Source organism: Rhodococcus ruitaii, assembly GCF_055230935.1.
Map to the genome: position 1 here is coordinate 225,773 of NZ_JBUYWC010000009.1, position 20,650 is coordinate 246,422.

Consider the following 20,650-nt stretch of genomic DNA (forward strand, 5'->3'; position numbering starts at 1 on the left):
CTTTAGGGTGGATCCATGCCGCGTAACCCCGAAGTGCGAAATGATCCCGCTCTGCGAGCGCCGCTCGATGTGTCGCGTTTGCGGAAAGTGCTGGTCGACGGTGTCGGGGGCAGTGCCGGTGTCCACGAAGCCGGGTTCTACGAACGACTCGATGTCATCGACGAGACGGGTTCCACGAACGCCGACCTGCTCGCCGAAGCGACATCCGGCGACCGTCGGGTCCTGCTCGCCGAGTACCAGAACGGGGGTCGCGGACGGCACTCGCGCGCATGGAACGGAATTCCCGGGGCTCAGGTGATCGTGTCGGTACTGCTGAAACTTCCGGGTGTCGCCCTACCCGATCTCGGTTGGCTTCCGCTGCTCACCGGCATCGCGACGGTCGACGCCGTCCGCGAGGTCACCGGCGTCCCAGCCGAGCTCAAGTGGCCCAACGACGTCCTCGTCGACGGCCGTAAGCTCGCGGGCATCCTCGTCGAGGTCGCGTCGACGGCCCCGGTGCCCACGGTCGTCGTGGGTGTCGGGCTCAATGTCACGCTCACCGAGGACGAACTGCCGGTGCCCACGGCGACGTCGCTGCTGCTCGCCGGTGCCCGCGAGCTCGACCGCACGAGGCTCGCGGAGGCTCTGCTCGCCTCGTTCGGTGAGCGCATCCGGCAGTGGGAGCGGCAAGGCTGGGATCCCACGGCCGCGGCCGACGCGTACCGGGATCGGTGCAGCACCATCGGCCGGCGGGTGCGCGCGATCCTGCCCGGCGACACGGAGCTGCACGGGGTTGCCGTCGACATCGACGAGCAGGGGCGCATCGTCATCGCGCCGGACGGCGAGGGGGAGCCCGTCGCGATCGCTGCAGGCGACATCACGCACCTGCGGCCGCTGTAGGCAGGTGTGTCATCGTGGTGCGCATGGGATACCCGGAGGACGCGCTCGCGCCGGATGAGAACCTGTTGCTCCACCGGCATCCGCACGCGAAGATGCTGATCGTTCCGGTCATCGTCTTCCTGCTCGCCACGGCTGTCGCCGGGTACCTCGTAGGACTCGCACAGACCCGCCTCGACGGTGGCGCATCCACCGTCCTCCTGATCGCGGTCGTGGTGTTGTGGGTGATTCTCGTGGGGTGGCGGTGTCTCGTCCCGCTGGTTCGGTGGCTGACCACGCACTTCATCGTCACCGACCGGCGGGTACTCGTGCGCCAGGGCGTGATCACCCATTCCGGCATCGACATCCCGATGGGACGGATCAGCAATGTGCAGTTCCGGCACGGACTCGTCGACCGGATGCTCCGCACAGGCACACTCGTCGTGGTCTCTGCCGCCGACGACCCACTCGAGTTCGACAACATTCCCGACGTCCAGAAGGTCCACACATTGCTGTACCGGACGGCGTTCGACGTGCAGGACGGTTCGCCCGTCGACCGCTCCGCCGCGCGAGCCCCCGACGAGGAAAGGCATCGCAAGGCGTGGTGATCGGCGTGATGATCCGGCTTCCCCGGTCGGTCCGTAGGCTGAGCGCGTGACTGCCGTTCTGCTAGCGGAAGACGATGAAGCCATTGCGGCGCCCCTGTCTCGTGCCCTCGGGCGGGAGGGCTACGAGGTGACCATCGAGGCCACCGGGCCCAGAGCGCTCGAACAGGCGCTCTCCGGCAACTACGAGCTGTTGATCCTCGACCTCGGGCTACCGGGTATGGACGGACTCGAAGTGTGCCGTCAGATCCGGGCCAACCGTTCCGAGCTGGCCGTGCTGATGCTCACCGCCCGCACCGACGAGGTGGACTTCGTGGTGGGTCTCGACGCCGGCGCCGACGACTATGTCGGCAAACCGTTCCGGCTCGCCGAACTGATGGCGCGGGTACGCGCACTGCTGCGCCGCCGCGGTGGCGGTGATGCGGACGAAGTCGTCGAGGTCTCGGGTATCCGCCTCGAACGCGCGGCCCGACGAGTGCTCGTGGACGGCTCCGAGATCACCCTCGCCAACAAGGAATACGAACTCCTGCGTGTCCTGCTCGAACACGCCGGTCAGGTCGTCTCACGCGACGCGATCCTCGCCGAGGTGTGGGGCGACGCCGACCTTCGTGGTTCGAAGACACTCGACATGCACATGTCGTGGTTACGCCGGAAGATCGGCGACGAGGGACCCGCGGGGGAACGGCGCATCGCGACGGTGCGCGGTGTCGGTTTCCGGCTGAACACCGACTAGTAGGGGGCCGCGGCGATGCGCAGGCGGATCCTCAATGCCGTCCTGGCTGCGGTGCTGCTCGTCGCCCTTCTGCTCGGGCTCCCGCTGGCCTTCACCGCCTACCTGTTCGTGGAGGACACCACCCGCCGAGACCTTCGGGATCGGCTCGAGCGGATGTCCGACGAGATCATCGCGCAGGAGGGCACCGACGGTCTCGTGGTCGGCGGACTCGATACCACCTCGTTGCGGCTGCTCGTGCCCGACGGAGGGCGGGTGGTCGTCGTGTATCCCACTCCCGAGAACGAGGCGGCCCGCCTCGACATCGGCGACCTCGCCCCGGCGAACCCCCTCGTCGAATCCCTGTCGATGGGTACCTCGGGGTCACTGCGCGTCGAAGCGCCGTCCGAAAGCATGCGCATGCTGCAACGGCAGGTGCTCGCCGCAGTCGGGTTCCTCGTGCTGCTGTCCGTTGCAGTGGGTGCACTGGTCGCTGTCACCACCGCCCGACGGCTCGCCTTCCCACTGCGAGACGTCGCGGCGCGCGCCGCCCGCCTCGCCGAGGGTGACTTCAAGTCGGTGCCCCAGCGTCATTCCATCGTCGAGCTCGACCGGGTTTCGGATGTGCTCGACTCGGCCGCAGTGGAGATCTCGGGCCGGCTGCAGCGTGAGCACGCGCTGGTCGGTGACGTCTCCCACCAGCTCCGCTCTCGCATGACGGCGATCCGGCTGCGGCTCGACGAACTGTCCACACACGAGGACCCGTCGGTGGTCGAGGAAGCAGAGGCAGCAATGGCCCAGGTCGATCGCCTCACCGCAGCTGTCGACGGGCTGGTGCGCCAGTCGCGGAACAGTGGCGCCGAACTGCGTACCGAGGTGTCGGTGGTGGGGGAACTGGCCGGAGTGGTCGAAGACTGGCGAGGTCCGTACGAGGAGGCCGGCCGCGAACTGCTGCTTCGAGGTGACCCGACTCTGCGGTCGTCCGTGACTGCCTCGAGGCTTCGCGAAGCAGTGGCGGTCCTGGTCGACAACGCGCTTGCCCACGGTGGAGGAACGTGCACGGTCGCCGTTCGGCAGGTTGCGATGCGGGGGGATTCTGTGACGCGGGGAGACACGACGGTGTGTGTCGAAGTCAGTGACGAAGGGGTCGGCGTCAGCGACGACCTCGTACCGCACATCTTCGAACGAGGATTCTCCGGTCGAGGATCCACCGGTGTCGGCCTCGCTCTCGCTCGCGCACTCGCCGAAGCGGATGGTGGGCGCCTCGAACTGCAGCGGCGCAGACCCGCGTTGTTCGCGATGTTCCTCGGCGCGGCGCGCGATTGGACATCGGTGCGCGTGGGCGGAGTCCGGGAACCGAGGTGAGTGAGTGCGATCAGGTCCGGTCGAGGTCCGGCCTGTCCAGTCCGCCCACGGTGTGCACATCCGGTTCGGTCTCCTCGGGGAACACGAACCGCTTGAAACAGTAGAACCGGAAGAACATCTGCAGCAGATTTCCGATGATGTACGCGCTGACGAAGTCGGCGATGTTCTCCACGGTGAGACTGACTTCGGGTACACGCAACTCGAGCACGTAACTCGAGATCCACAGCGGAATGAAGCTGAGCACCACCCCGATGCCGCTGATGAAGAAGAACAGGAACGCTTCGTGCGCGCGTTCCCGCCCGCCACGGTTCCGGAACGACCATTCGCGGTTGAGAATGTACGAACAGATCACTGCGATCACACCACCGATGATCTTGGCAGTGACCGGCTTCTCCGCGAGAACCGTCAACTTCAAGGTGTAGAAGATCCCGAAGTCGATCAGGAACGTCGTACCTCCGACGATCGCAAACTTGATGAGTTCGCGGTGACGCAGCATCAGCTCCCGGAGTGGTGCGGGAACGCGGCTCAGAGCATCATCGACGACGGACACTCGGCCGAGTCTACGAAAAGCGGAGCGGTTCTACGAACCACAATGAAAATTTTCAGACTTATCACACGAAAGTGACGAATCGGAACCTCCGTCCCGAAATGTTCACCGGATCGCCACACGCGGGACGATGGGGCGCCGTGGCAATCGGCAACTCCTCGCTGTGACACCATTGTCAGCTGTGACCGGCAGACCTGACTCGCGCCCCAGATCCGACTCTCCCCGCGCACTGACGACCGGGATGCCCGTCGTGACGATGATCGGCGGGGGCCAGCTCGCGCGGATGACGCATCAGGCCGCGATCGCGCTCGGACAGACCCTGCGGGTGCTCGCCGGGAGCGAGGACGAACCTGCTGCTCAGGTGAGCCCCGACGTCGTCCTCGGCAGTCACGACGATCTCGACGCACTGCGGCGTGCCGCCACCGGTGCCCACGCGGTGACCTTCGACCACGAGGGGGTCCCCACCGAGCACCTCGAAGCGCTGCAGCGTGAGGGCGTCGCCGTGTTGCCTCCGCCTCAGGCCCTGATCTTCGCGCAGGACAAGATCGCGATGCGCAAGCGGCTCGGGGCGTTCGGTGCGCCCATGCCGAAGTTCGCGGAGATCACCTCGACCGGCTACCTCACCGCGGCGCGAGACCATCTCGGATGGCCGTTCGTACTCAAGGCCGCGCGCGGCGGGTACGACGGCCGCGGGGTGTGGATCGTCGACGACGAGACCGAACTCGAGCGCATCGTCGCGGAGCAACTCGCGCGCGGTGTGCCGCTGCTCGCGGAGGAGAAGATCGAGTGGCGCCGGGAGCTGTCGGCGATGGTCGCGCGGTCGCCGTTCGGGCAAGGTGCGAGCTGGCCGGTGGTGGAAACCGTGCAACGCGACGGACAGTGCGCCGTCGTGATCGCGCCGGCACCGAACCTGCCGGCCGACGTCGCATCCGCCGCCGAACAGCTTGCGCTGCGGATCGCCGGTGAGCTCGGGGTGGTGGGCGTCATGGCCGTCGAACTGTTCGAGACGCAGTCCGGTGAGCTGATCGTCAACGAACTCGCGATGCGCCCCCACAATTCCGGTCACTGGGGAATGGACGGTGCGCGGACAGGCCAGTTCGAGCAGCACCTGCGCGCGGTGCTCGACTACCCGCTCGGCGACACGACGCCCCTCGCCCCGGTCGTCGTGATGGCGAATGTTCTCGGCGCTCCGGATGCTCCGGCGATGAGCATGGACGAGCGGCTGCATCATCTGTTCGCCCGCATGCCCGACGCGCGCGTGCATCTCTACGGCAAGGGCGAACGCAAAGACCGCAAGATCGGGCACGTCAACCTGCTCGGCGACCCGTCCGGCACACTCGACGACGCAGAGTACGTCGCCGCGGTCCGGGAACGCGCAGAGCGCGCCGCGCACTGGCTTTCCCACGCGCGGTGGACCGACGGCTGGAACGAACACACGGGAGAAGCACAGTGACGGACGGCACACAGGCAGCACAGGTCGGCCTGATCATGGGCAGCGACTCGGATTGGCCCATCATGGAGGCCGCCGCCGAGGCGCTCGCCGAGTTCGGTATCCGTTTCGAGGTCGGTGTCGTCTCCGCGCACCGGACGCCGCAGCGGATGCTCGACTACGCGAAGGACGCCGCGGGTCGCGGGATCAAGGTCATCATCGCCGGAGCAGGCGGCGCCGCACACCTGCCGGGAATGGTGGCGTCGGCGACCCCGCTTCCGGTGATCGGGGTTCCTGTTCCGCTGAAGTACCTCGACGGGATGGACTCGCTGTTGTCGATCGTGCAGATGCCGGCGGGGGTTCCCGTCGCGACGGTGTCGATCGGTGGGGCTCGCAATGCCGGCCTGCTCGCCGCGCGCATCCTCGGTGCGTCGGATCCCGCGTTGCGTGAGCGGATGGAGCAGTTCCAGTCGGGGCTCGAGCGCATGGTGCTCGACAAGGACGAGGCGTTGCGGCAGAAGCTGCTCGGCTGACGGTGTGATCCGTGCGGACCACATCGATCCTCGAGCGTTGGCACCGGTGGAGCCGTGCCCGCGTGCTCGTCGTCGACTCGGTCATCGCAGGCCTGGTCACGACGTTCGGGTTGCTCGTCGTAGCGACCTCGGATCTGGCGTGGACGGACGCGGTCCTCGTTGCCGCGCTGAGTGTGCCACTCGCGTGGCGCCGTACCTGCCCGGTGCTCGCCGGTGCGACCGTGGCTACCGCGGCATTCGTCCACCTTGCGCTGTCCGCAGACATATCGCCGGTGGCGCCGGTCGCGGTGCCCGTGGCGGTGTTTTCGCTGGCCGCGTATGCGCCGCGCCTGTGGGCCAACGTCGCACTGGTGGCTGCGGCGACAGGGGGAGTACTCGCCGGGATCCGATTCTTCGGACAGTACGAAGGGCGGACCCTGCTCGACGCGATGGTGGCGGCGACGACGGTGGCGCTGTTTCTCATCGGAGTGTGGGCGTTCGGCCGGATGCGCGGTCTGCGCGTGCGTGAACTCGAGGCGCTGACCGAACACAACCGGTTACTCGAGGTCGAACGACTCAAGGAAGCCGAACTCGCGGCCACCCAGGAACGGACGCGCATTGCGCGGGAGATGCACGACATCGTTGCGCATTCGCTCACCGCGATCATCGCTCAGGCGGACGGCGGCCGCTACGTCGCATCGGCGGACCCCCGTGTTGCGGCGGCTGCGCTCACCACGATCGCCGAGACGGGGCGGCGAGCGTTGACCGACATGCGGTCGCTGCTGTCGGTGCTTCGCGAGGACTCCCCGCGCGAGTTCAATACCACGCCGGGCATCGACGACATTCCCGCGCTCGTCGACCAGATGCGTGCGAGCGGTCTGGAAGCGACACTCACCGTCACCGGAGTCGCGCGCGACGTCTCCGACGGTCTCGCGCTGTCTGCTTATCGGATAGTGCAGGAGTCCCTCACCAACGTGCTCAAGCATGCGGGACCTCGCGCACACACCGAGGTGTCTCTCGACTGGCGCGCCGACACACTCGTCGTCGAAATCAACGACGACGGACGCGGCGCTGCCGCCCTCGTGGAAGCTCGGCCAGGCGGGCAGGGACTGACGGGGATCGAAGAACGTGCCCGGCTGCACGGCGGTCGCGCGATCACCGGGCCACGCGACGGTGGTGGCTATCGTGTCCGCGCCGAAGTCCCGGCATAGGCTGGCGGCCGTGATCGAACCCGCCGACCCCATCCGCATCGCTCTCGTCGACGATCAGCAACTCGTGCGTGCGGGCTTCCGCATGGTGCTCGAGTCGCAACCCGACATCGAGGTGGTTGCCGAGGCATCCGACGGCGAGGCGGCGCTTGCCGAACTCGGACGGGTGCGCGCCGACGTGGTCTTGATGGACGTCCAGATGCCGCGAGTCGACGGAATCTCGGCGACCCGCATCCTGATGCGCGCACCGGACGCACCGAAAGTTGTGGTGCTCACCACGTTCGACAACGACGACTACGTGGTGCAGGCGATCGCCGCCGGCGCCAGTGGCTTCCTCCTCAAGGACGCGCAGCCCGAAGACCTCCTCGACGCGGTGCGCACGGTGCACCGGGGCGACGCCGTCATGGCTCCGCGCGCGACGCGTCGTCTGCTGCAGCACGTCACGCCGCTGCTGGAAACGGGCCCCTCGAGTTCCGGTGCCTCGGTCCAGGTTCCGGACGATCTGACCCCTCGTGAACTCGAAGTGCTCGTCGCGATGGCGCACGGGCTGACCAACACCGAGATCGCCGATCGGTTCGTGCTGTCGGCCGGAACCGTGAAGACCCACGTGGGCAGGGTTCTGGCGAAGACCGGGTCGCGGGATCGGGTGCAGGTGGTGCTCTTCGCATTCCGTGCCGGTCTCGTGCGTCCCGACGAACTGCTCGGAACGGGTGAATAGGACCGCGGTCGGATCCGTGTCGTAGAGCGGTCGTACCACGGTGCCGAATCGACGGGGACAAGATCGAGCCGCGCTCCGATGTTCGCGCGGCACATCGTTTCTACCGTCGATGTATGACTTCGAGAAGTACATTCGTTCCGGCCTGTTCCGCCCACGACGTGGTCCGTGTCTACGGACGCGGTGATGCTGAGGTGCGCGCGCTCGACGGTGTCACCGTCGCGTTCGAGCGGGGACGGTTCACCGCGATCATGGGCCCGTCCGGTTCCGGGAAATCGACCCTCATGCATTCCCTGGCAGGTCTCGACGGTATCGATTCCGGCCGTGTGGTTCTTCACGGTGACGGTCGTCGAGAGGATGTCGAGATCTCGACCGCCTCTGACGCAGTTCTGACCGCATTGCGCCGGGACCGTATCGGTTTCGTGTTCCAGGCGTTCAATCTGCTTCCGGTGCTCACTGCCCGCGACAACGCCTTGTTGCCGATGCGCCTCGCCGGCACGCGACCGTCTCCGGAGTGGTTCGAGGAGGTGACCGGCCGTCTCGGCCTGACCGAGCGTCTCGACCACCGGCCACACGAGATGTCCGGTGGGCAACAGCAGCGTGTCGCGGTGGCGCGTGCGTTGCTGCCGCAGCCCGACGTCATCTTCGCCGACGAGCCGACCGGCAACCTCGACTCCCAGACGGGAGCGGAGGTGCTGTCGATGCTGCGGTCGAGTGCGCGGGAGACCGGTCAGACGGTCGTCATGGTGACGCATGATCCGGTCGCGGCGTCGTATTCGGACCGGGTGGTCCTGCTCGCCGACGGTCGGAAGGCCGGGGAAGTGGATCGCCCCACTACGGATTCCGTCATCGATGCGATGCGGCGTCTGAGTGCTCCCGGAAAACCTGTGGTGGCCGCGCGATGAGACACCTCGTTCTGGCGCAGGCACGCGCCCACCGTGGACGGTATGTCGCGTCAGCACTCGCCGTGCTGGTCGCGGTTGCGTTCGTCGTGACGACCCTTGTGCTGGGCGACACCGTGAACTCGTCGATCACCAAATCGACTGCGGCGCAATACGACGGTGTCGCACAGGTGGCGCTCCCCGGTGATTCCGAGGATGCCGATCCGGACGACGTGGCCTCGTCGATCGCAGCCGTGCCGGGTGTGCGGGCGACCTCGCTGGACGTGACCGGTCCGATCCGGATCATCGACGCGGACGGCGCTTCCGTATACGGCACCGCAACGACGATCGCGCCCGACGAGGAGCTTCGCTGGCAGCACCTTGCGGAAGGACGATGGCCTGCGGAGACCGGCGAGATTCTCGTCGGCTCGTCGTCCGAGCACGTGGTCGGCGACACGGTGACCGTCGCAGCCGGTTCCGGTACTGCACCGCCGGTGTCGGTCGACGTCGTCGGCATCGTCGACCTCGAGGGTTCACCGCTCGCGGTGGACTCGGGTCTCGTGTTCGCTGATGCTCCGCAGGTGCGAGCGTGGGCGGGCGACCTCGCGGAGTGGGAGGTACGCGTTGCGGGGGGCGACGAGCGCGCGGTACTCGACTCGGTGCTGCTCGCTGCGCCGGGCGCCGAGGTCGTGTCGGGGCAGTCGCGTGCCACCGAGGTGGCCGACGAGTACGTCGGGGATATCGCCCTGCTGCGCAATGTACTGCTGTGCTTCGCCGCGATCGCGATGATCGTGGCGGGCCTGGTCATCGCGAATACGTTCGCGGTGCTGCTCGCTGCGCGGACGCGTGAACTCGCGCTGATGCGATGCGTCGGTGTCACTGCGACTCAGGTGCGTCGCAGTGTCCGCGGTGAAGCGCTTGTCGTCGGTTTCGTATCCGCCGTCCTCGGTGTCCTGGTCGGGTGCGGACTCGCGGCCGGGGTAGTCGCAGCTGCTCGTGCGATGGACGTCCCGGTTCCGCTCACGTCGATCTCGGTGACCTTCACGACGGTCGGCCTGGGACTCGTGGTGGGCACGGTCGTGACCGTGGTCGCGGCGAACGGTGCCGCACGCACCGCGACACGGGTGTCCGCGCTCGCGGCGATGCATCCCCTCGAGGCGCAGCCGGAACCGGTGCGTGAGTCATGGGTGCGCCGGGTGTGCGCGCTGCTGGCGCTCGTCGTCGGGGCAGTGATGCTCGTGGTGGGCGCGCTGGCGCGGAATGTCCTGCTCGCGTGCCCCGGCGGTCTGCTCCTGTTCGTCGGCGTCGTCCTCGCCTCGCGACGGATCGTACCGGCGGCGGTGGGCGTCGTCGGGGGAGTGTTTGCTCGAATGGGTGGGCCGATCGCGGCCCTCGCCGCGGGCAACGCTCGCCGGAATCCGCGGCGGACGGCATCGACGGCGACAGCATTGCTGATCGGCGTGACCCTGACCTCGACGATCGTGGTGGGAATCGGCACCTTGAAAGCTGGTGCGCCGGGGGTCATCGACGAGAATCTCCCGGTGGATGTCGCTGTCACGGCTGCCTCGGACGCGGTGCCGGCTGGGGTCGTGGAACGGTTCACGGCGATCGACGGTGTCGACGCCGGAACCGGAGTGGTGGATGCGGAGGTCACCGTGTCGGGCACCGCGTTCACGGTGCTCGGTATTGATCCGGTGTCCGCGGCATCGACGATACGCGCCGACCTGCGGCTGCCCGATGCGGGGACGATCGTGCTCGAGCGGTCGCTCGCGGACACCTTGAGCGTGCAGAACGGTGACGCCGTCAGCGTGGGGGGTGAGGCCGGCACACGGGAGCTGACGGTCGTCACGACCGAGGCCGGTATGCCGGATCTGATCGGCATGAGCGATCTGCGTGCAGTCGGTGGTTCCGGTACGGCCGACACCGTGTGGCTCAAGCTGGACGACGGTTTGGCCGACGAGGGTCTCGCCGCGGTCACCGACGAGGTTGCACGGGTCGCTTCGGAGACATTGCCGGGCAGTGACGTCGTCGGTGCGGTGCAGATGCGGCAGATGCTCGAGAAGATCCTCGACACGATGCTGCTGATCGTCGGCGGACTCCTCTCGGTAGCAGTGGTGATTGCGCTGATCGGTGTGGGCAACACCATGGCTCTGTCGGTTCTGGAACGGCGACGGGAAACGGCGACGCTCCGTTCGGTGGGGCTGGCCAGATCGGGAGTGCGCAGCCTCCTGTTGCGTGAGGCGGTGATCATTGCGGGAGTCGCGTCCGTCCTGGGTGTCGCACTCGGTCTGCTGCTCGGGACGTCCGGCACCGCGTCGGTCATCGGTGCGAGCCACGTCGGGCTCGGTGCGGTGCCTTGGCTGCAGCTGGCAGGGATAGTCGTTGCGGGTGGTGGTGCAGGCGTCGTCGCTTGCTTGGTGCCGGCGCAGCGAGCGAGCCGGGTGTCGCCCGTGGCCGCGATGGCCGAATGATCTCGTCAGTCGCCGGTGGGGGGCCTGGCATCGGCGTGTCGCGCCCATGCTGACCCGGAGATGCGCTCGATGTCGGTGTTGAACCGTTCGAGATACTGCGCGAAGGTTGCCACGTCATCGGCCTCCCACTCGACCAGAACGCGCTCGAGCGACTCGATCGCTCGGGCGCGTTCCTCGTCGAGGCGGCGGGCGCCGGTCTCGGTGACCTGGAACTTGCGCGCGATGCCTCCGTCCGGGTCCGGGATTCGCTCGGCCAAACCGGATTTGATGAGGGCGGCCGTCTGGCGATTGACCGTGGATGCATCCAGCCCGAAGACCTCACTGAGCTGTCCGATGCTCATCGGGCCTTGCGTGGCGAGGCGGCTGAGCATCGTGTAGGCGCTGCGGTCCAGGCGTCCGGCATCGCGCCGGCGGGGACCGAAGAAGTTGAGATGCCGCCCGATGAGCATCATTTCGTACTCGATCAGATGCGTCGGCTTGTCCATCTGTGTGCCCCATCACTCCTAGGTCGTGTTTCCCCAGTATGGGCGAACTCGGTGTTGACCCATAAATATGCGTCATGCATATTATGTGTTCAATACATATTACCGGATGGTTTGAGATTTTCTTTACTCGACTACGGAGTTCGTTCATGCACGGTTCGGTCACGGCGCCCCACGCGCGCCCCTCACTGCTGGTGGGGGTGCTCGCGTTCACCGGAATCGTCGGCGCCCTCACCCAGACGCTCGTGATTCCCCTCATCGGCCAGCTCCCGGCGATGCTGAACACGACCGCGTCCAACGCCTCATGGGTCATCACAGTCACACTGCTGACGGGCGCTGTCGCGACTCCGGTCATCGGGCGACTCGGCGACATGTACGGCAAACGCCGGATGCTCTTGATCTGTACGATCCCGCTGATCGTGGGCGCCGTGGTGTGTGCGTTGTCGTCGTCGCTCCTGCCGATGCTCGTCGGCCGGGGCCTGCAGGGGCTCGGGGTGGGACTCATCCCGCTGGGTATCAGCCTGCTACGTGACGTACTTCCACCGGAACGCCTTCACTCGTCGATCGCTCTGATGAGCGCATCGATGGGTATCGGAGGCGCCCTCGGACTCCCCATCGCGGCTGCTGTCGCGGAGAACACGAGTTGGCGTGTGCTGTTCTGGGCAACTGCGGCACTCAGTGCCCTCGTGCTCGGCATGCTGTGGAAGGTGGTGCCTGAAGGGGCGGGCAGCGTCGGTCACGGGCGCTTCGACGGTGTAGGTGCCGTCGGGTTGGGTATCGCCTTGACGGCACTGCTGCTCGCGGTGTCGAAGGGCGGCGACTGGGGGTGGGGCAGTTCGACGACGTTGGGGCTGTTCGTCGTTGCAGTGATCGTGCTGGGAGCCTGGGGCTGGTGGGAACTGCGCCGCGCCGATCCGCTCGTCGATCTGCGGATCGCGGCCCGCCCGACCGTGCTGTTGACCAACGCGGCCTCGATCGTCGTCGGGTTCGGCATGTACGCGCAGTCGCTGATCATTCCGCAACTGCTCCAGCTGCCCACCGACACCGGATACGGGCTGGGCCAGTCGATGGTGGCGATGGGTCTGTGGATGGCGCCCGGCGGCATCATGATGATGGCCGTATCGCCGATTGCCGGTCGAGTGTCGTCGGCGCGCGGGCCCAAGGTGTCGCTGTTCATCGGTTGCGTGATCATCGCGGTCGGCTACGGATCTTCGCTTCTGCTCATGGGTTCGACGTGGGGCCTGATGATCGTTGCGGCGATCTGCAGTGCCGGTGTCGGATTCGCCTACGGTGCGATGCCGGCTCTGATCATGGGGGCGGTACCTCAGTCCGAGACGGCGTCGGCCAACAGTGTCAATGCCCTGATGCGCGCCATGGGTACCTCGATCTCGGCCGCTGTCGTCGGTGTCGTGCTGGCGCAGATGAGTGTCCAGGTGGGTGACTACAGCATCCCGACGGAATCGGGCTTCCAGGTCGGTCTGCTCATCGGATGCGGCGTCGCGTTGGTAGCCGCGGTCATCACCCTGACAATTCCGGCAGCGAAGCGCGGGAAGCCCGAGAGGGTGGACGTACCGGCAGCGGTGAAGGTCTGATGCTCGTCGTGACCGCAATTGCCGGGAACTCGGCCGCTAGTGTCGGACGGATGCCGAACAGATCCCGTACCGCCCGCCACACGCGGCGTGCCGCCCGTGGGGTGCCGACGATCCGAGCGTTGACCGTCGCAGTTCTGTGGTGGGGGAGATTGTGGGGTGGCACGGTCTCGTTCGACGATGAGCACGGCCTGTACGTGTGCACTGGGATGTGCGGCGGGTTCGCGCGGGGCGGTACCACCGTCGGGGGCGTGTTCCTCACCCGCACGCCACCGTCGCGCAGGCTGCTGCGCCCCGATGCCGTCCACGCCGACCAGTGGGCGCGACACGGTCTCGGGTTTGCAGTGCGGTACCTGTGGGAGGAACTACGCAACCCCGGGTCGAAGAACAGGTTCGAGATCGAAGCGGGGCTGGAGGACGGGCGTTATCGCGCGATGACCCGCGATTCCCCGCGGTGACCCACAACGATGGTCGGGTGCTGCTCAGATTCTGATGTGGCGGATGCCGACAGCCGCGCGCCGGAGTTGATAACGGGCAGCAGTCAGTCGGCCATGAACCAGATCCAGACCCGTGCGTACGGCGATATGCTCGACAACCTCGTCGATGTCGCGGCGGTCGGTATCGACGTGTTCGTCGAACCGTTCGGTGGCGAGTGCGGTGACGCAGCGGGGGATCTGACGCATCGCCCAGTTTTCAGTCCGGCCGGTGGCACGGCCCAGCCAGTAGCCGCTCCGTGTCCGCAGCCGGCGTCGGAGGTTGTCGGGCGATGCGAGGAGAGAAAAGTGTCTGACATCGACTTCCTTGGCGGACAATCCGGTCATGATCTCGTCGAAGTAGTCCGGGTTCACCAGCGTCATCGGGACGATGACGGGTCCATCGTGAGCGGCTGCAGCATCGGCGAGCGTAGCGACGACAGTCGATCGCCACTGAGGTCGGTCTTGGAAGTCGCCACGTGCGTGTGCGGGAAGCATCTTGTGGATCGCGAATCCGATGAGTTCGGGGTCAGCAACGAGAGAGCGCGGGGCACGCCGATGCAACTCGAACGCGGTGTGCGTCTTTCCCGCACCGAATGCACCGTTGATCCAGATGAGCATCGCGCCGAGTGTAGCCGCCCCGACACCACGCCTGTGATCCTCGCTCGCGACGGGCTTTACAGCCGCACGGTGACCTTCTCGCTCTCGACGCGACGTTCGATCGCGGCAGGGTCGGGATTGCTCACCTGGACGAGCGACGCACCGACGGCGAGCACCGAGAGAAGTCCGTCGACGAGTTCATCGTCGGTAGTCCAGGTGCGGCTCGACAACACCCGATCGGTACCGGTGATGCCGGACCTCGACGCAGACTCCGCCGCTGCGGTGAGCACCTCGGTGACCGCGCGGCCACCCAGGGCCGCATCGGCGGCTCCGGACGGGCGGAACTGGTCGCCGTGCACTCGCACATTCGTGGCGTAGTCGGTGACACCCGGGGGGAGGTCGGGCACGGGGCGGCCGAATGCGTCGAGTGACAACGCCGCCACCTCGGCGACGTCGTCGACCTCGTCGAGGCGATCCGGGGTCACGAGCGCGAGAGCCGCGTCGGGGTCGGCGTCGAGGACCACCTCGGTACCGGCCCACCACGCGCCGAGCAGGACCGCAGCGCTCTGCCAGTGCGCGGGTAGCAGCACCGACACCCGGTCGCCGGGCAGCAGTCCGAACTCGTCGCGGATCATGTTGGCAGTCTTGGCTGCCCAGTTCGCGAGCGTGACCGCAGACAGTTCGATCCGGGCGCCGGTCGCGTCGTCGTACCAGGTGATGCGCGGACCGGCGGGATCGGACACGAGAATCGGGTCGAGCAGGGCGGCGGTCAGGGTGGTCACGGAAACCTCGTTCTCGGGTGTCGATTCGGGATAGATCAGTTGACGCAGCGCGGTCCGTCGGAACCCGCGTCGATGGGCGGCGCGGCGGGGGCCGGCGTCGCCGACTCACCCGCGGGCATCAGATCGGATTGCGCAGTCGTGTTCGTCGTGGATGATCCGGAGTAGGACGACGAGCCCGGGCCGGTGTAGTCGTCGGCGAGGACCACCTCGACGGTTCCGGACGGCAGACTCGGGTCGGACTCGATGTCGACGTCCCCGAGCGCCGCTGCGACAGCGAGTGCCTCGTCGGAGTCGGGGTCGTCGGCGTACAGGGTGGTCGAGGACATCGTGCCGCCCGCGTAGTTGCCGACCACACCCTCGAGGTACCCCTCGGAGCTCATCGCCAGCGACACCTCCGATGCCAAGCCGGACACGCTGCCGGCGTTCGAGACATTCACAGTGACGGTCGACGGGTCGACGTCAGGGACAGGCGTGTCGCTGGAGGTGGGCGTCTCCGGACTCTCGTGGTCTTCACCCACCAGACCGGCAATGTGTTCGCGCACCTCATCGGGATCGACCTGGACGACGGACTCGCCGTAATCGGTCATCGCATTGATGTCCTGCACCGGAATTGTCGAGAACTGCACGGCACCGCCTGCCAGATCCTGCATCTGGGTTGCGAGTTGCACGATGTCCCAATCGGAGTCGAGCACCACCGAGCGCTGCACCGCAGCAGTGAGCTGCGCTACCTTCGCCGGATTGCTCAACGTCTTCGCGCTGAGAACCTTCTGCACCAGCGAAGCCATGAACACCTGTTGACGCACGATCCGGTCCAGATCGCCACGAGGCAGGTCGTGGCGCTGGCGAACGAAACTGAGTGCATCGGATCCCTGCAGGGTCTGTTCCCCGGCCGTGAAATGAGCGCCCGACATCGGTTCGTCCACCGCGGCGTTCAGACACACGTCGACGCCACCGACAGCGTCGGTGAGCAGGACGAATCCGAGTAGTCCGACCTCGGCGTAGTGATCCACCGTGACACCGGTCAGATCTGCGACCGACTCGATGAGTGCGTCCCGGCCCGCTTTCGTGGAGCTGTCCTCCGCACTCGCCTCGTCGGCACCGGATTCGACGGCGTCGGCACGTGCGAGTTCCTTCGTTGCGCCGTATGCAGCGTTGATCTTGGACATCCCGATGTCCGGTACCTCGACGTACGTGTCACGGGGGATGGAGATGGCGGTGGCGGAGCTTCCGTCGTTCGGTACCCGGATCAAGATGATGGTGTCGGTGTTGCTGGCGACCTCTTCGCCGGCGCGCAGCGTGTCGAGTTCGCGTTGCGAGAGCGGGTTGCCGTGCGCGTCTGTGCGGCTGTCGGTACCCACCAGGAGGATGTCCAGGGCGCCGTCCGCACCGTCTCCGAGGCTCAACCCCTCCACCGATGCGAGCGACGATGCGAACGAATCGTAGGTGCGCCATCCCACACCGGTGGCGATCAGGACGAGTCCGGCGGCGATCGCGGCGGCGAACTGGCGCGGCCGGCCCGTGAACACCCGCGACACTCCCTGCGTGGCCTGGGGCATCGCGCGTTCACCGGTGGGGCGCCGGGAGCTGCCGCCCTCTCGCGCGGTCCGGGGCGACGAGCCGGTCGGACGCGTCCTACGCCGCTCTCCCGTGCGGGGGCGCGCCCTGGTCCTGCGGCGGGGCGGCTCTGACGGCACCTGCGGTCCTCCTTCGGCTGACGTCCGGGTACTCGATGAGGTTACTGGTGGAATTCCTCGACGGGCGTGTTCGACACCGGCGTGCCAGACTCGACCAGGTGCGTAATGTTCTTGTGACCGGGGCCCGCGGCCAGCTCGGCCGACATGTGATCGACCTTGCGACCGCGTCCGGAATCCCGATTCGTGGAGCAGGGTCGGCGGACGTCGACATCACCGACGACGCATCGGTGGCCGCCGCCGTCACGCCCGGGTCCGTAGTGATCAACTGCGCCGCATACACCGCCGTCGATGCTGCCGAATCCGACGAGGACGTGGCCGCGGCCGTCAACGGACACGGTCCGGCCGTGCTCGCCCGCGCCTGCTCCGAGGTCGGTGCAGCCCTCATCCACGTCTCCACCGACTACGTGTTCGCCGGTGATGCCACACAGCCGTACCGGGTCGATGCGCCCACCGGCCCACGTAGCGCGTACGGACGGACCAAGCTGCTCGGTGAGCAGGCCGTCGTCGCGACTCTGCCGTCCGCGCACATCGTGCGGACCGCGTGGGTCTACACCGGCGGCGGACATGATTTCGTCGCGACGATGCGGCGTCTCGAACACGACCGCGACACCGTGCGTGTCGTCGACGACCAGGTCGGGAGCCCCACCTATGCGCGTGACCTCGCCGCAGGCCTACTCGAACTCGCCACGCGCGCCGACTCCGACCCGGTACCGGGCGGAGTTCTGCACGCGACGAATGCGGGTGTGGCCACGTGGTACGAGTTCGCGCGTGCAGTCTTCACCGGTATCGGCGCCGATCCGGAGCGGGTCCGGCCCTGCACGAGCGACGAGTTCGTCCGGCCGGCTCGCCGTCCTGCCTATTCTGTGCTGGACGGGCAGGCCTGGAAGGCGGCCGGACTCACTCCGCTTCGGCCGTGGCGGGAGGCGTTGGACGCAGCGCTCGGTGCGGCGGACGCGCCCGAGTGAGCCCGACGAAGTCTGCCTGTGACTCGTCGCACACGGCTTCGGCCGCTATGGTGACGCGCGTGGATTCGACGCTGGCCGTGGTGACGGTGACCTACTCGCCTGGCGAGCACCTCGAGAACTTTCTGACTTCGCTCGCGACGGCAACGTCGCTGCCCACGCGGGTGATCATGGCCGACAACGGCTCGACCGACGGCATGCCCGAAGCGGCCGCGCAGGAGCACGCGAATGTGACCCTGCTGCACACCGGTGGCAACATCGGCTACGGCGGCGCAGTCAACCGTGCGGTCGCCGAGATCGATGAGTCGGCAGAATTCGTGGTGGTCGCCAATCCCGACGTCCGGTGGAGTCCCGGCTCACTGGACACCCTCCTCGAAGCCGCGCAGCGATGGCCGCGTGCCGGGTCGCTGGGTCCACTGATCCGTGAACCGGACGGGAGCATCTATCCGTCCGCACGCACGGTGCCGACGTTGTCGTCCGGCGCCGGCCACGCACTGCTCGGAACCTTGTGGCCGACCAACCCGTGGACCCAGCGCTACCGCCAGGAGAACGAAGCCGTCAGTGAGCGGCCCGTCGGATGGCTTTCCGGGTCGTGCCTGCTTCTTCGTCGCGCCGCGTTCGACACTGTCGACGGATTCGATTCCCGATACTTCATGTACATGGAGGACGTCGACCTCGGTGATCGACTCGGACGCGCCGGATGGCACAACGTCTATGTCCCCGCCGCCGAAGTCACGCACGCGAAGGGGCACGCGGCGGGGCGTCACCCGGAACTGATGCTTCCGGCGCATCACGAGAGCGCGTACCGGTTCCAGGCCGATCGGCACCCGCAGCCGTGGCAGGCACCGTTGCGCTGGGTGCTGCGCGGTGGCCTCGCGGTGCGATCCAAGATGGCGGTTGCGTCGGCCGTGCGCGAGCGCGATGCAGGCAAGGTCGGTCATGAGGGGACCGATCTCGATCAGAAACAGGGGAAATCATGACAAGTGCTGCCGCACCGCATACCGACGCGGTGATCCTGGTCGGCGGGCAGGGAACCAGGCTTCGCCCGCTGACGCTGTCGGCGCCGAAGCCGATGCTTCCCACTGCGGGACTGCCTTTCCTGACACACCTGCTCGCCCGGATTCGCGAAGCGGGTATCAAGCACGTGGTGCTCGGCACGTCGTTCAAGGCGGAGGTATTCGAGGAACACTTCGCGGACGGATCCGATCTCGGTCTCGAGATCGAGTACGTCACCGAGACCGAACCGCTCGGGACGGGCGGCGGCATCCGCAACGTGCTGCCGAAGCTACGCGCAGAGAACGTCATGGTATTCAACGGGGACGTGCTCGGCGGCACCGATCTCGGGGCGGTGCTCGACACCCACGTCCGCACCGAGGCCGATGTCACTTTGCACCTCGTCCGTGTGGGTGATCCCCGTGCGTTCGGTTGTGTGCCCACAGATGCGGATGGTCGCGTCACCGCCTTCCTCGAGAAGACGCAGGATCCGCCGACCGACCAGATCAACGCCGGCTGCTACGTCTTCCGCCGCGAGATCATCGAATCGATCCCCGAGGGGCGTCCGGTGTCGGTCGAGCGGGAGGTGTTCCCCGCGCTGCTGGCAGAAGGCAAGAAGCTCTTCGGTCACGTCGACGCCGCGTACTGGCGTGACATGGGCACTCCGGAGGACTTCGTACGAGGTTCGGCGGATCTGGTGCGCGGGATCGCCCCGTCGCCGGCGCTGCCCGGGCAGCGTGGTGAGTCGCTGGTCCATCCCGGTGCGTCGGTCGCGCCGGGTGCGCTGCTCATCGGTGGCACGGTGGTGGGCCGTGGCGCCGAGATCGGTGCGGGTGCCCGCCTCGACGGCGCAGTGATCTTCGACGGCGCGCGGGTCGAGGCCGGTGCAGTGATCGAACGGACGATCATCGGATTCGGCGTGCGGGTGGGTCCACGGGCGTTGATCCGTGACGGTGTGATCGGCGATGGCGCCGACATCGGTGCGCGGTGCGAACTGCTGCGTGGTGCGCGGGTGTGGCCTGGCGTCCAGATCCCGGACGGAGGGATCCGGTTCAGCACCGATGTCTGAGATCGACAACGCCGTGACCTACACGAAGTAGGGAGCGCTGGGGGATTCGTTCACCGAGGGAGTGGGTGATGACGATCCGTTCCGCCCGAACGGTGTACGCAACCAAGTGGGCGCGTGAGTTCCTTGTGCCGTGGGTGGGGTGGCGGGTACGCGGCGATCAGCGCCGTGCCGCCGCGAGCCGGACGAGGTGATCGATCGTCTCGTGTTCGGCGTCGTTCGGCAACGAGTCGACCGGCCACCATTGCAGGTCGGTCGACTCACTGCTGCGCACCGGTATCGCACCCGCCGGTGCGGTCACGAGGAACCTCAGATCGAGGTGCCTCGTCGGCACACCGAGTGAGCACGTGATCGGGTGCGTATGCGCCGAGAGCACGTTCGGATCGATGGTGAGTTCGTCGATGCCCGACTCCTCGGTGGCTTCGCGGAGCGCGGCATCGACAACTGTCTCGTCGCTTTCCTCGCAGTGCCCACCGAGTTGGATCCACCTGCCGACCCGGGGATGCAGCGTGAGCAGCACATGACGGTGCTCGGTGTCGAGCACGAGCGACGACGCGGTGATGTGCCCGGGGGCGTGGGACCGCAGACAACCGTTGGGCGCAGCGTCGAGGAATGCAAGCATCGTGTGCCGCAACGACTCTGCGTCGCCCGAGTCGGTACGCCACGCGGTGAGCCGCTCGAGTGCGGACGCGTGCAGAGAATCGGCCGACAC

General features: G+C 67.2%; 21 protein-coding genes. 15 read left to right on the forward strand and 6 right to left on the reverse strand.

The window, feature by feature from the left end; translation table 11 throughout:
• The first annotated feature begins 15 nt into the window (after nucleotides 1–15).
• From ACZI8W_RS13890 to ACZI8W_RS13905, 4 genes are read left to right on the forward strand one after another with little or no spacing between them, the layout of a single operon-like run.
• Nucleotides 16–879 carry a biotin--[acetyl-CoA-carboxylase] ligase gene (locus tag ACZI8W_RS13890; RefSeq protein WP_463369071.1) on the forward strand — a complete coding sequence of 288 codons (864 nt, stop codon included), beginning with the start codon at nucleotides 16–18 and terminating at the stop codon, nucleotides 877–879.
• A gap of 23 nt (nucleotides 880–902) precedes the next feature.
• Nucleotides 903–1,463: a PH domain-containing protein gene (locus tag ACZI8W_RS13895; protein ID WP_463369072.1), complete on the forward strand. Its 561-nt coding sequence runs from the start codon at nucleotides 903–905 to the stop codon at nucleotides 1,461–1,463.
• A gap of 46 nt (nucleotides 1,464–1,509) precedes the next feature.
• Nucleotides 1,510–2,193, forward strand: coding sequence for a response regulator transcription factor (locus ACZI8W_RS13900; RefSeq protein ID WP_463369073.1), 684 nt, complete (start codon nucleotides 1,510–1,512; stop codon nucleotides 2,191–2,193).
• A gap of 15 nt (nucleotides 2,194–2,208) precedes the next feature.
• A complete protein-coding gene (locus ACZI8W_RS13905) occupies nucleotides 2,209–3,534 on the forward strand; it encodes a sensor histidine kinase (protein ID WP_463369074.1) in 1,326 nt (441 codons plus the stop codon).
• 10 nt (nucleotides 3,535–3,544) lie between these two features.
• Here ACZI8W_RS13905 and ACZI8W_RS13910 read toward each other — a convergent pair whose 3' ends face one another.
• Nucleotides 3,545–4,030: a GtrA family protein gene (locus ACZI8W_RS13910; RefSeq protein ID WP_463369125.1), complete on the reverse strand. Its 486-nt coding sequence runs from the start codon at nucleotides 4,028–4,030 to the stop codon at nucleotides 3,545–3,547.
• Nucleotides 4,031–4,262: 232 nt separating this feature from the next.
• Between ACZI8W_RS13910 and ACZI8W_RS13915 the strand changes: the two genes are divergently transcribed.
• The 6 genes from ACZI8W_RS13915 to ACZI8W_RS13940 all read left to right on the forward strand — a co-directional run bounded on the left by ACZI8W_RS13915 (nucleotide 4,263) and on the right by ACZI8W_RS13940 (nucleotide 11,297).
• Entirely contained in the window at nucleotides 4,263–5,534 is a 1,272-nt protein-coding gene (locus ACZI8W_RS13915; RefSeq protein WP_463369075.1) for a 5-(carboxyamino)imidazole ribonucleotide synthase, read from the forward strand.
• The gene (gene purE / locus ACZI8W_RS13920) at nucleotides 5,531–6,043 is read left to right on the forward strand and encodes a 5-(carboxyamino)imidazole ribonucleotide mutase (RefSeq protein WP_463369076.1); all 513 of its coding nucleotides are present in this window, start codon (nucleotides 5,531–5,533) and stop codon (nucleotides 6,041–6,043) included. The genes ACZI8W_RS13915 and purE overlap by 4 nt, the downstream gene beginning before the upstream one ends.
• Nucleotides 6,044–6,054: 11 nt before the next feature.
• Nucleotides 6,055–7,233 (forward strand): sensor histidine kinase, encoded by a 1,179-nt coding sequence (locus ACZI8W_RS13925; RefSeq protein WP_463369077.1) that lies wholly within the window; start codon nucleotides 6,055–6,057, stop codon nucleotides 7,231–7,233.
• A gap of 1 nt (nucleotide 7,234) precedes the next feature.
• Nucleotides 7,235–7,948, forward strand: coding sequence for a response regulator transcription factor (locus ACZI8W_RS13930; protein WP_463369126.1), 714 nt, complete (start codon nucleotides 7,235–7,237; stop codon nucleotides 7,946–7,948).
• Nucleotides 7,949–8,061: 113 nt separating this feature from the next.
• Nucleotides 8,062–8,850 carry an ABC transporter ATP-binding protein gene (locus ACZI8W_RS13935; protein ID WP_463369078.1) on the forward strand — a complete coding sequence of 263 codons (789 nt, stop codon included), beginning with the start codon at nucleotides 8,062–8,064 and terminating at the stop codon, nucleotides 8,848–8,850.
• The gene (locus ACZI8W_RS13940; protein ID WP_463369079.1) at nucleotides 8,847–11,297 is read left to right on the forward strand and encodes an FtsX-like permease family protein; all 2,451 of its coding nucleotides are present in this window, start codon (nucleotides 8,847–8,849) and stop codon (nucleotides 11,295–11,297) included. Before ACZI8W_RS13935 ends, ACZI8W_RS13940 begins: the two co-directional genes overlap by 4 nt.
• 5 nt (nucleotides 11,298–11,302) lie before the next feature.
• Here ACZI8W_RS13940 and ACZI8W_RS13945 read toward each other — a convergent pair whose 3' ends face one another.
• The gene (locus ACZI8W_RS13945) at nucleotides 11,303–11,782 is read right to left on the reverse strand and encodes a MarR family winged helix-turn-helix transcriptional regulator (protein WP_463369081.1); all 480 of its coding nucleotides are present in this window, start codon (nucleotides 11,780–11,782) and stop codon (nucleotides 11,303–11,305) included.
• 146 nt (nucleotides 11,783–11,928) lie between these two features.
• Between ACZI8W_RS13945 and ACZI8W_RS13950 the strand changes: the two genes are divergently transcribed.
• Both ACZI8W_RS13950 and ACZI8W_RS13955 read left to right on the forward strand, forming a co-directional pair.
• Nucleotides 11,929–13,371, forward strand: coding sequence for an MFS transporter (locus tag ACZI8W_RS13950; protein WP_463369082.1), 1,443 nt, complete (start codon nucleotides 11,929–11,931; stop codon nucleotides 13,369–13,371).
• A 50-nt stretch (nucleotides 13,372–13,421) separates the two neighbouring features.
• On the forward strand, nucleotides 13,422–13,826 hold the full coding sequence (locus ACZI8W_RS13955; RefSeq protein WP_463369083.1) for a hypothetical protein: 405 nt from the start codon (nucleotides 13,422–13,424) through the stop codon (nucleotides 13,824–13,826).
• Between the two features lie 24 nt (nucleotides 13,827–13,850).
• On the opposite strand, the gene ACZI8W_RS13960 is transcribed toward ACZI8W_RS13955, so the two are convergent.
• The 3 genes from ACZI8W_RS13960 to ACZI8W_RS13970 are packed head-to-tail and all read right to left on the reverse strand — an operon-like array spanning nucleotide 13,851 to nucleotide 16,779.
• The gene (locus tag ACZI8W_RS13960; RefSeq protein ID WP_463369084.1) at nucleotides 13,851–14,462 is read right to left on the reverse strand and encodes an AAA family ATPase; all 612 of its coding nucleotides are present in this window, start codon (nucleotides 14,460–14,462) and stop codon (nucleotides 13,851–13,853) included.
• Nucleotides 14,463–14,518: 56 nt separating this feature from the next.
• Nucleotides 14,519–15,223, reverse strand: coding sequence for a TIGR03089 family protein (locus ACZI8W_RS13965; RefSeq protein WP_463369085.1), 705 nt, complete (start codon nucleotides 15,221–15,223; stop codon nucleotides 14,519–14,521).
• A gap of 35 nt (nucleotides 15,224–15,258) precedes the next feature.
• Complete coding sequence (locus tag ACZI8W_RS13970) at nucleotides 15,259–16,779, reverse strand: LCP family protein (RefSeq protein WP_463369086.1); 1,521 nt, start codon at nucleotides 16,777–16,779, stop codon at nucleotides 15,259–15,261.
• A gap of 236 nt (nucleotides 16,780–17,015) precedes the next feature.
• On the opposite strand from ACZI8W_RS13970, the gene rfbD reads away from it, so the two are divergent.
• Genes rfbD through manB form a run of 3 tightly spaced genes read left to right on the forward strand, consistent with a single transcriptional unit; the run spans nucleotide 17,016 to nucleotide 19,941 of the window.
• A complete protein-coding gene (rfbD, locus tag ACZI8W_RS13975) occupies nucleotides 17,016–17,882 on the forward strand; it encodes a dTDP-4-dehydrorhamnose reductase (protein WP_463369087.1) in 867 nt (288 codons plus the stop codon).
• Nucleotides 17,883–17,941: 59 nt separating this feature from the next.
• Nucleotides 17,942–18,859 (forward strand): glycosyltransferase family 2 protein, encoded by a 918-nt coding sequence (locus tag ACZI8W_RS13980; RefSeq protein ID WP_463369088.1) that lies wholly within the window; start codon nucleotides 17,942–17,944, stop codon nucleotides 18,857–18,859.
• Entirely contained in the window at nucleotides 18,856–19,941 is a 1,086-nt protein-coding gene (manB, locus tag ACZI8W_RS13985) for a mannose-1-phosphate guanylyltransferase (protein ID WP_463369089.1), read from the forward strand. Before ACZI8W_RS13980 ends, manB begins: the two co-directional genes overlap by 4 nt.
• Nucleotides 19,942–20,098: 157 nt before the next feature.
• On the opposite strand, the gene ACZI8W_RS13990 is transcribed toward manB, so the two are convergent.
• Nucleotides 20,099–20,650 (reverse strand): NUDIX hydrolase, encoded by a 552-nt coding sequence (locus ACZI8W_RS13990; protein WP_463369090.1) that lies wholly within the window; start codon nucleotides 20,648–20,650, stop codon nucleotides 20,099–20,101.

Coding starts and splice junctions, on each gene's coding strand:
- ACZI8W_RS13890 (WP_463369071.1), top strand. CDS start 16: ATGCCGCGTAACCCCGAAGTGCGAAATGATCCCGCTCTGCGAGCGCCG.
- ACZI8W_RS13895 (WP_463369072.1), top strand. CDS start 903: ATGGGATACCCGGAGGACGCGCTCGCGCCGGATGAGAACCTGTTGCTC.
- ACZI8W_RS13905 (WP_463369074.1), top strand. CDS start 2,209: ATGCGCAGGCGGATCCTCAATGCCGTCCTGGCTGCGGTGCTGCTCGTC.
- ACZI8W_RS13910 (WP_463369125.1), bottom strand. CDS start 4,030: ATGCTGCGTCACCGCGAACTCATCAAGTTTGCGATCGTCGGAGGTACG.
- ACZI8W_RS13935 (WP_463369078.1), top strand. CDS start 8,062: ATGACTTCGAGAAGTACATTCGTTCCGGCCTGTTCCGCCCACGACGTG.
- ACZI8W_RS13940 (WP_463369079.1), top strand. CDS start 8,847: ATGAGACACCTCGTTCTGGCGCAGGCACGCGCCCACCGTGGACGGTAT.
- ACZI8W_RS13945 (WP_463369081.1), bottom strand. CDS start 11,782: ATGGACAAGCCGACGCATCTGATCGAGTACGAAATGATGCTCATCGGG.
- ACZI8W_RS13950 (WP_463369082.1), top strand. CDS start 11,929: ATGCACGGTTCGGTCACGGCGCCCCACGCGCGCCCCTCACTGCTGGTG.
- ACZI8W_RS13955 (WP_463369083.1), top strand. CDS start 13,422: ATGCCGAACAGATCCCGTACCGCCCGCCACACGCGGCGTGCCGCCCGT.
- ACZI8W_RS13960 (WP_463369084.1), bottom strand. CDS start 14,462: ATGCTCATCTGGATCAACGGTGCATTCGGTGCGGGAAAGACGCACACC.
- ACZI8W_RS13970 (WP_463369086.1), bottom strand. CDS start 16,779: ATGCCCCAGGCCACGCAGGGAGTGTCGCGGGTGTTCACGGGCCGGCCG.
- manB (WP_463369089.1), top strand. CDS start 18,856: ATGACAAGTGCTGCCGCACCGCATACCGACGCGGTGATCCTGGTCGGC.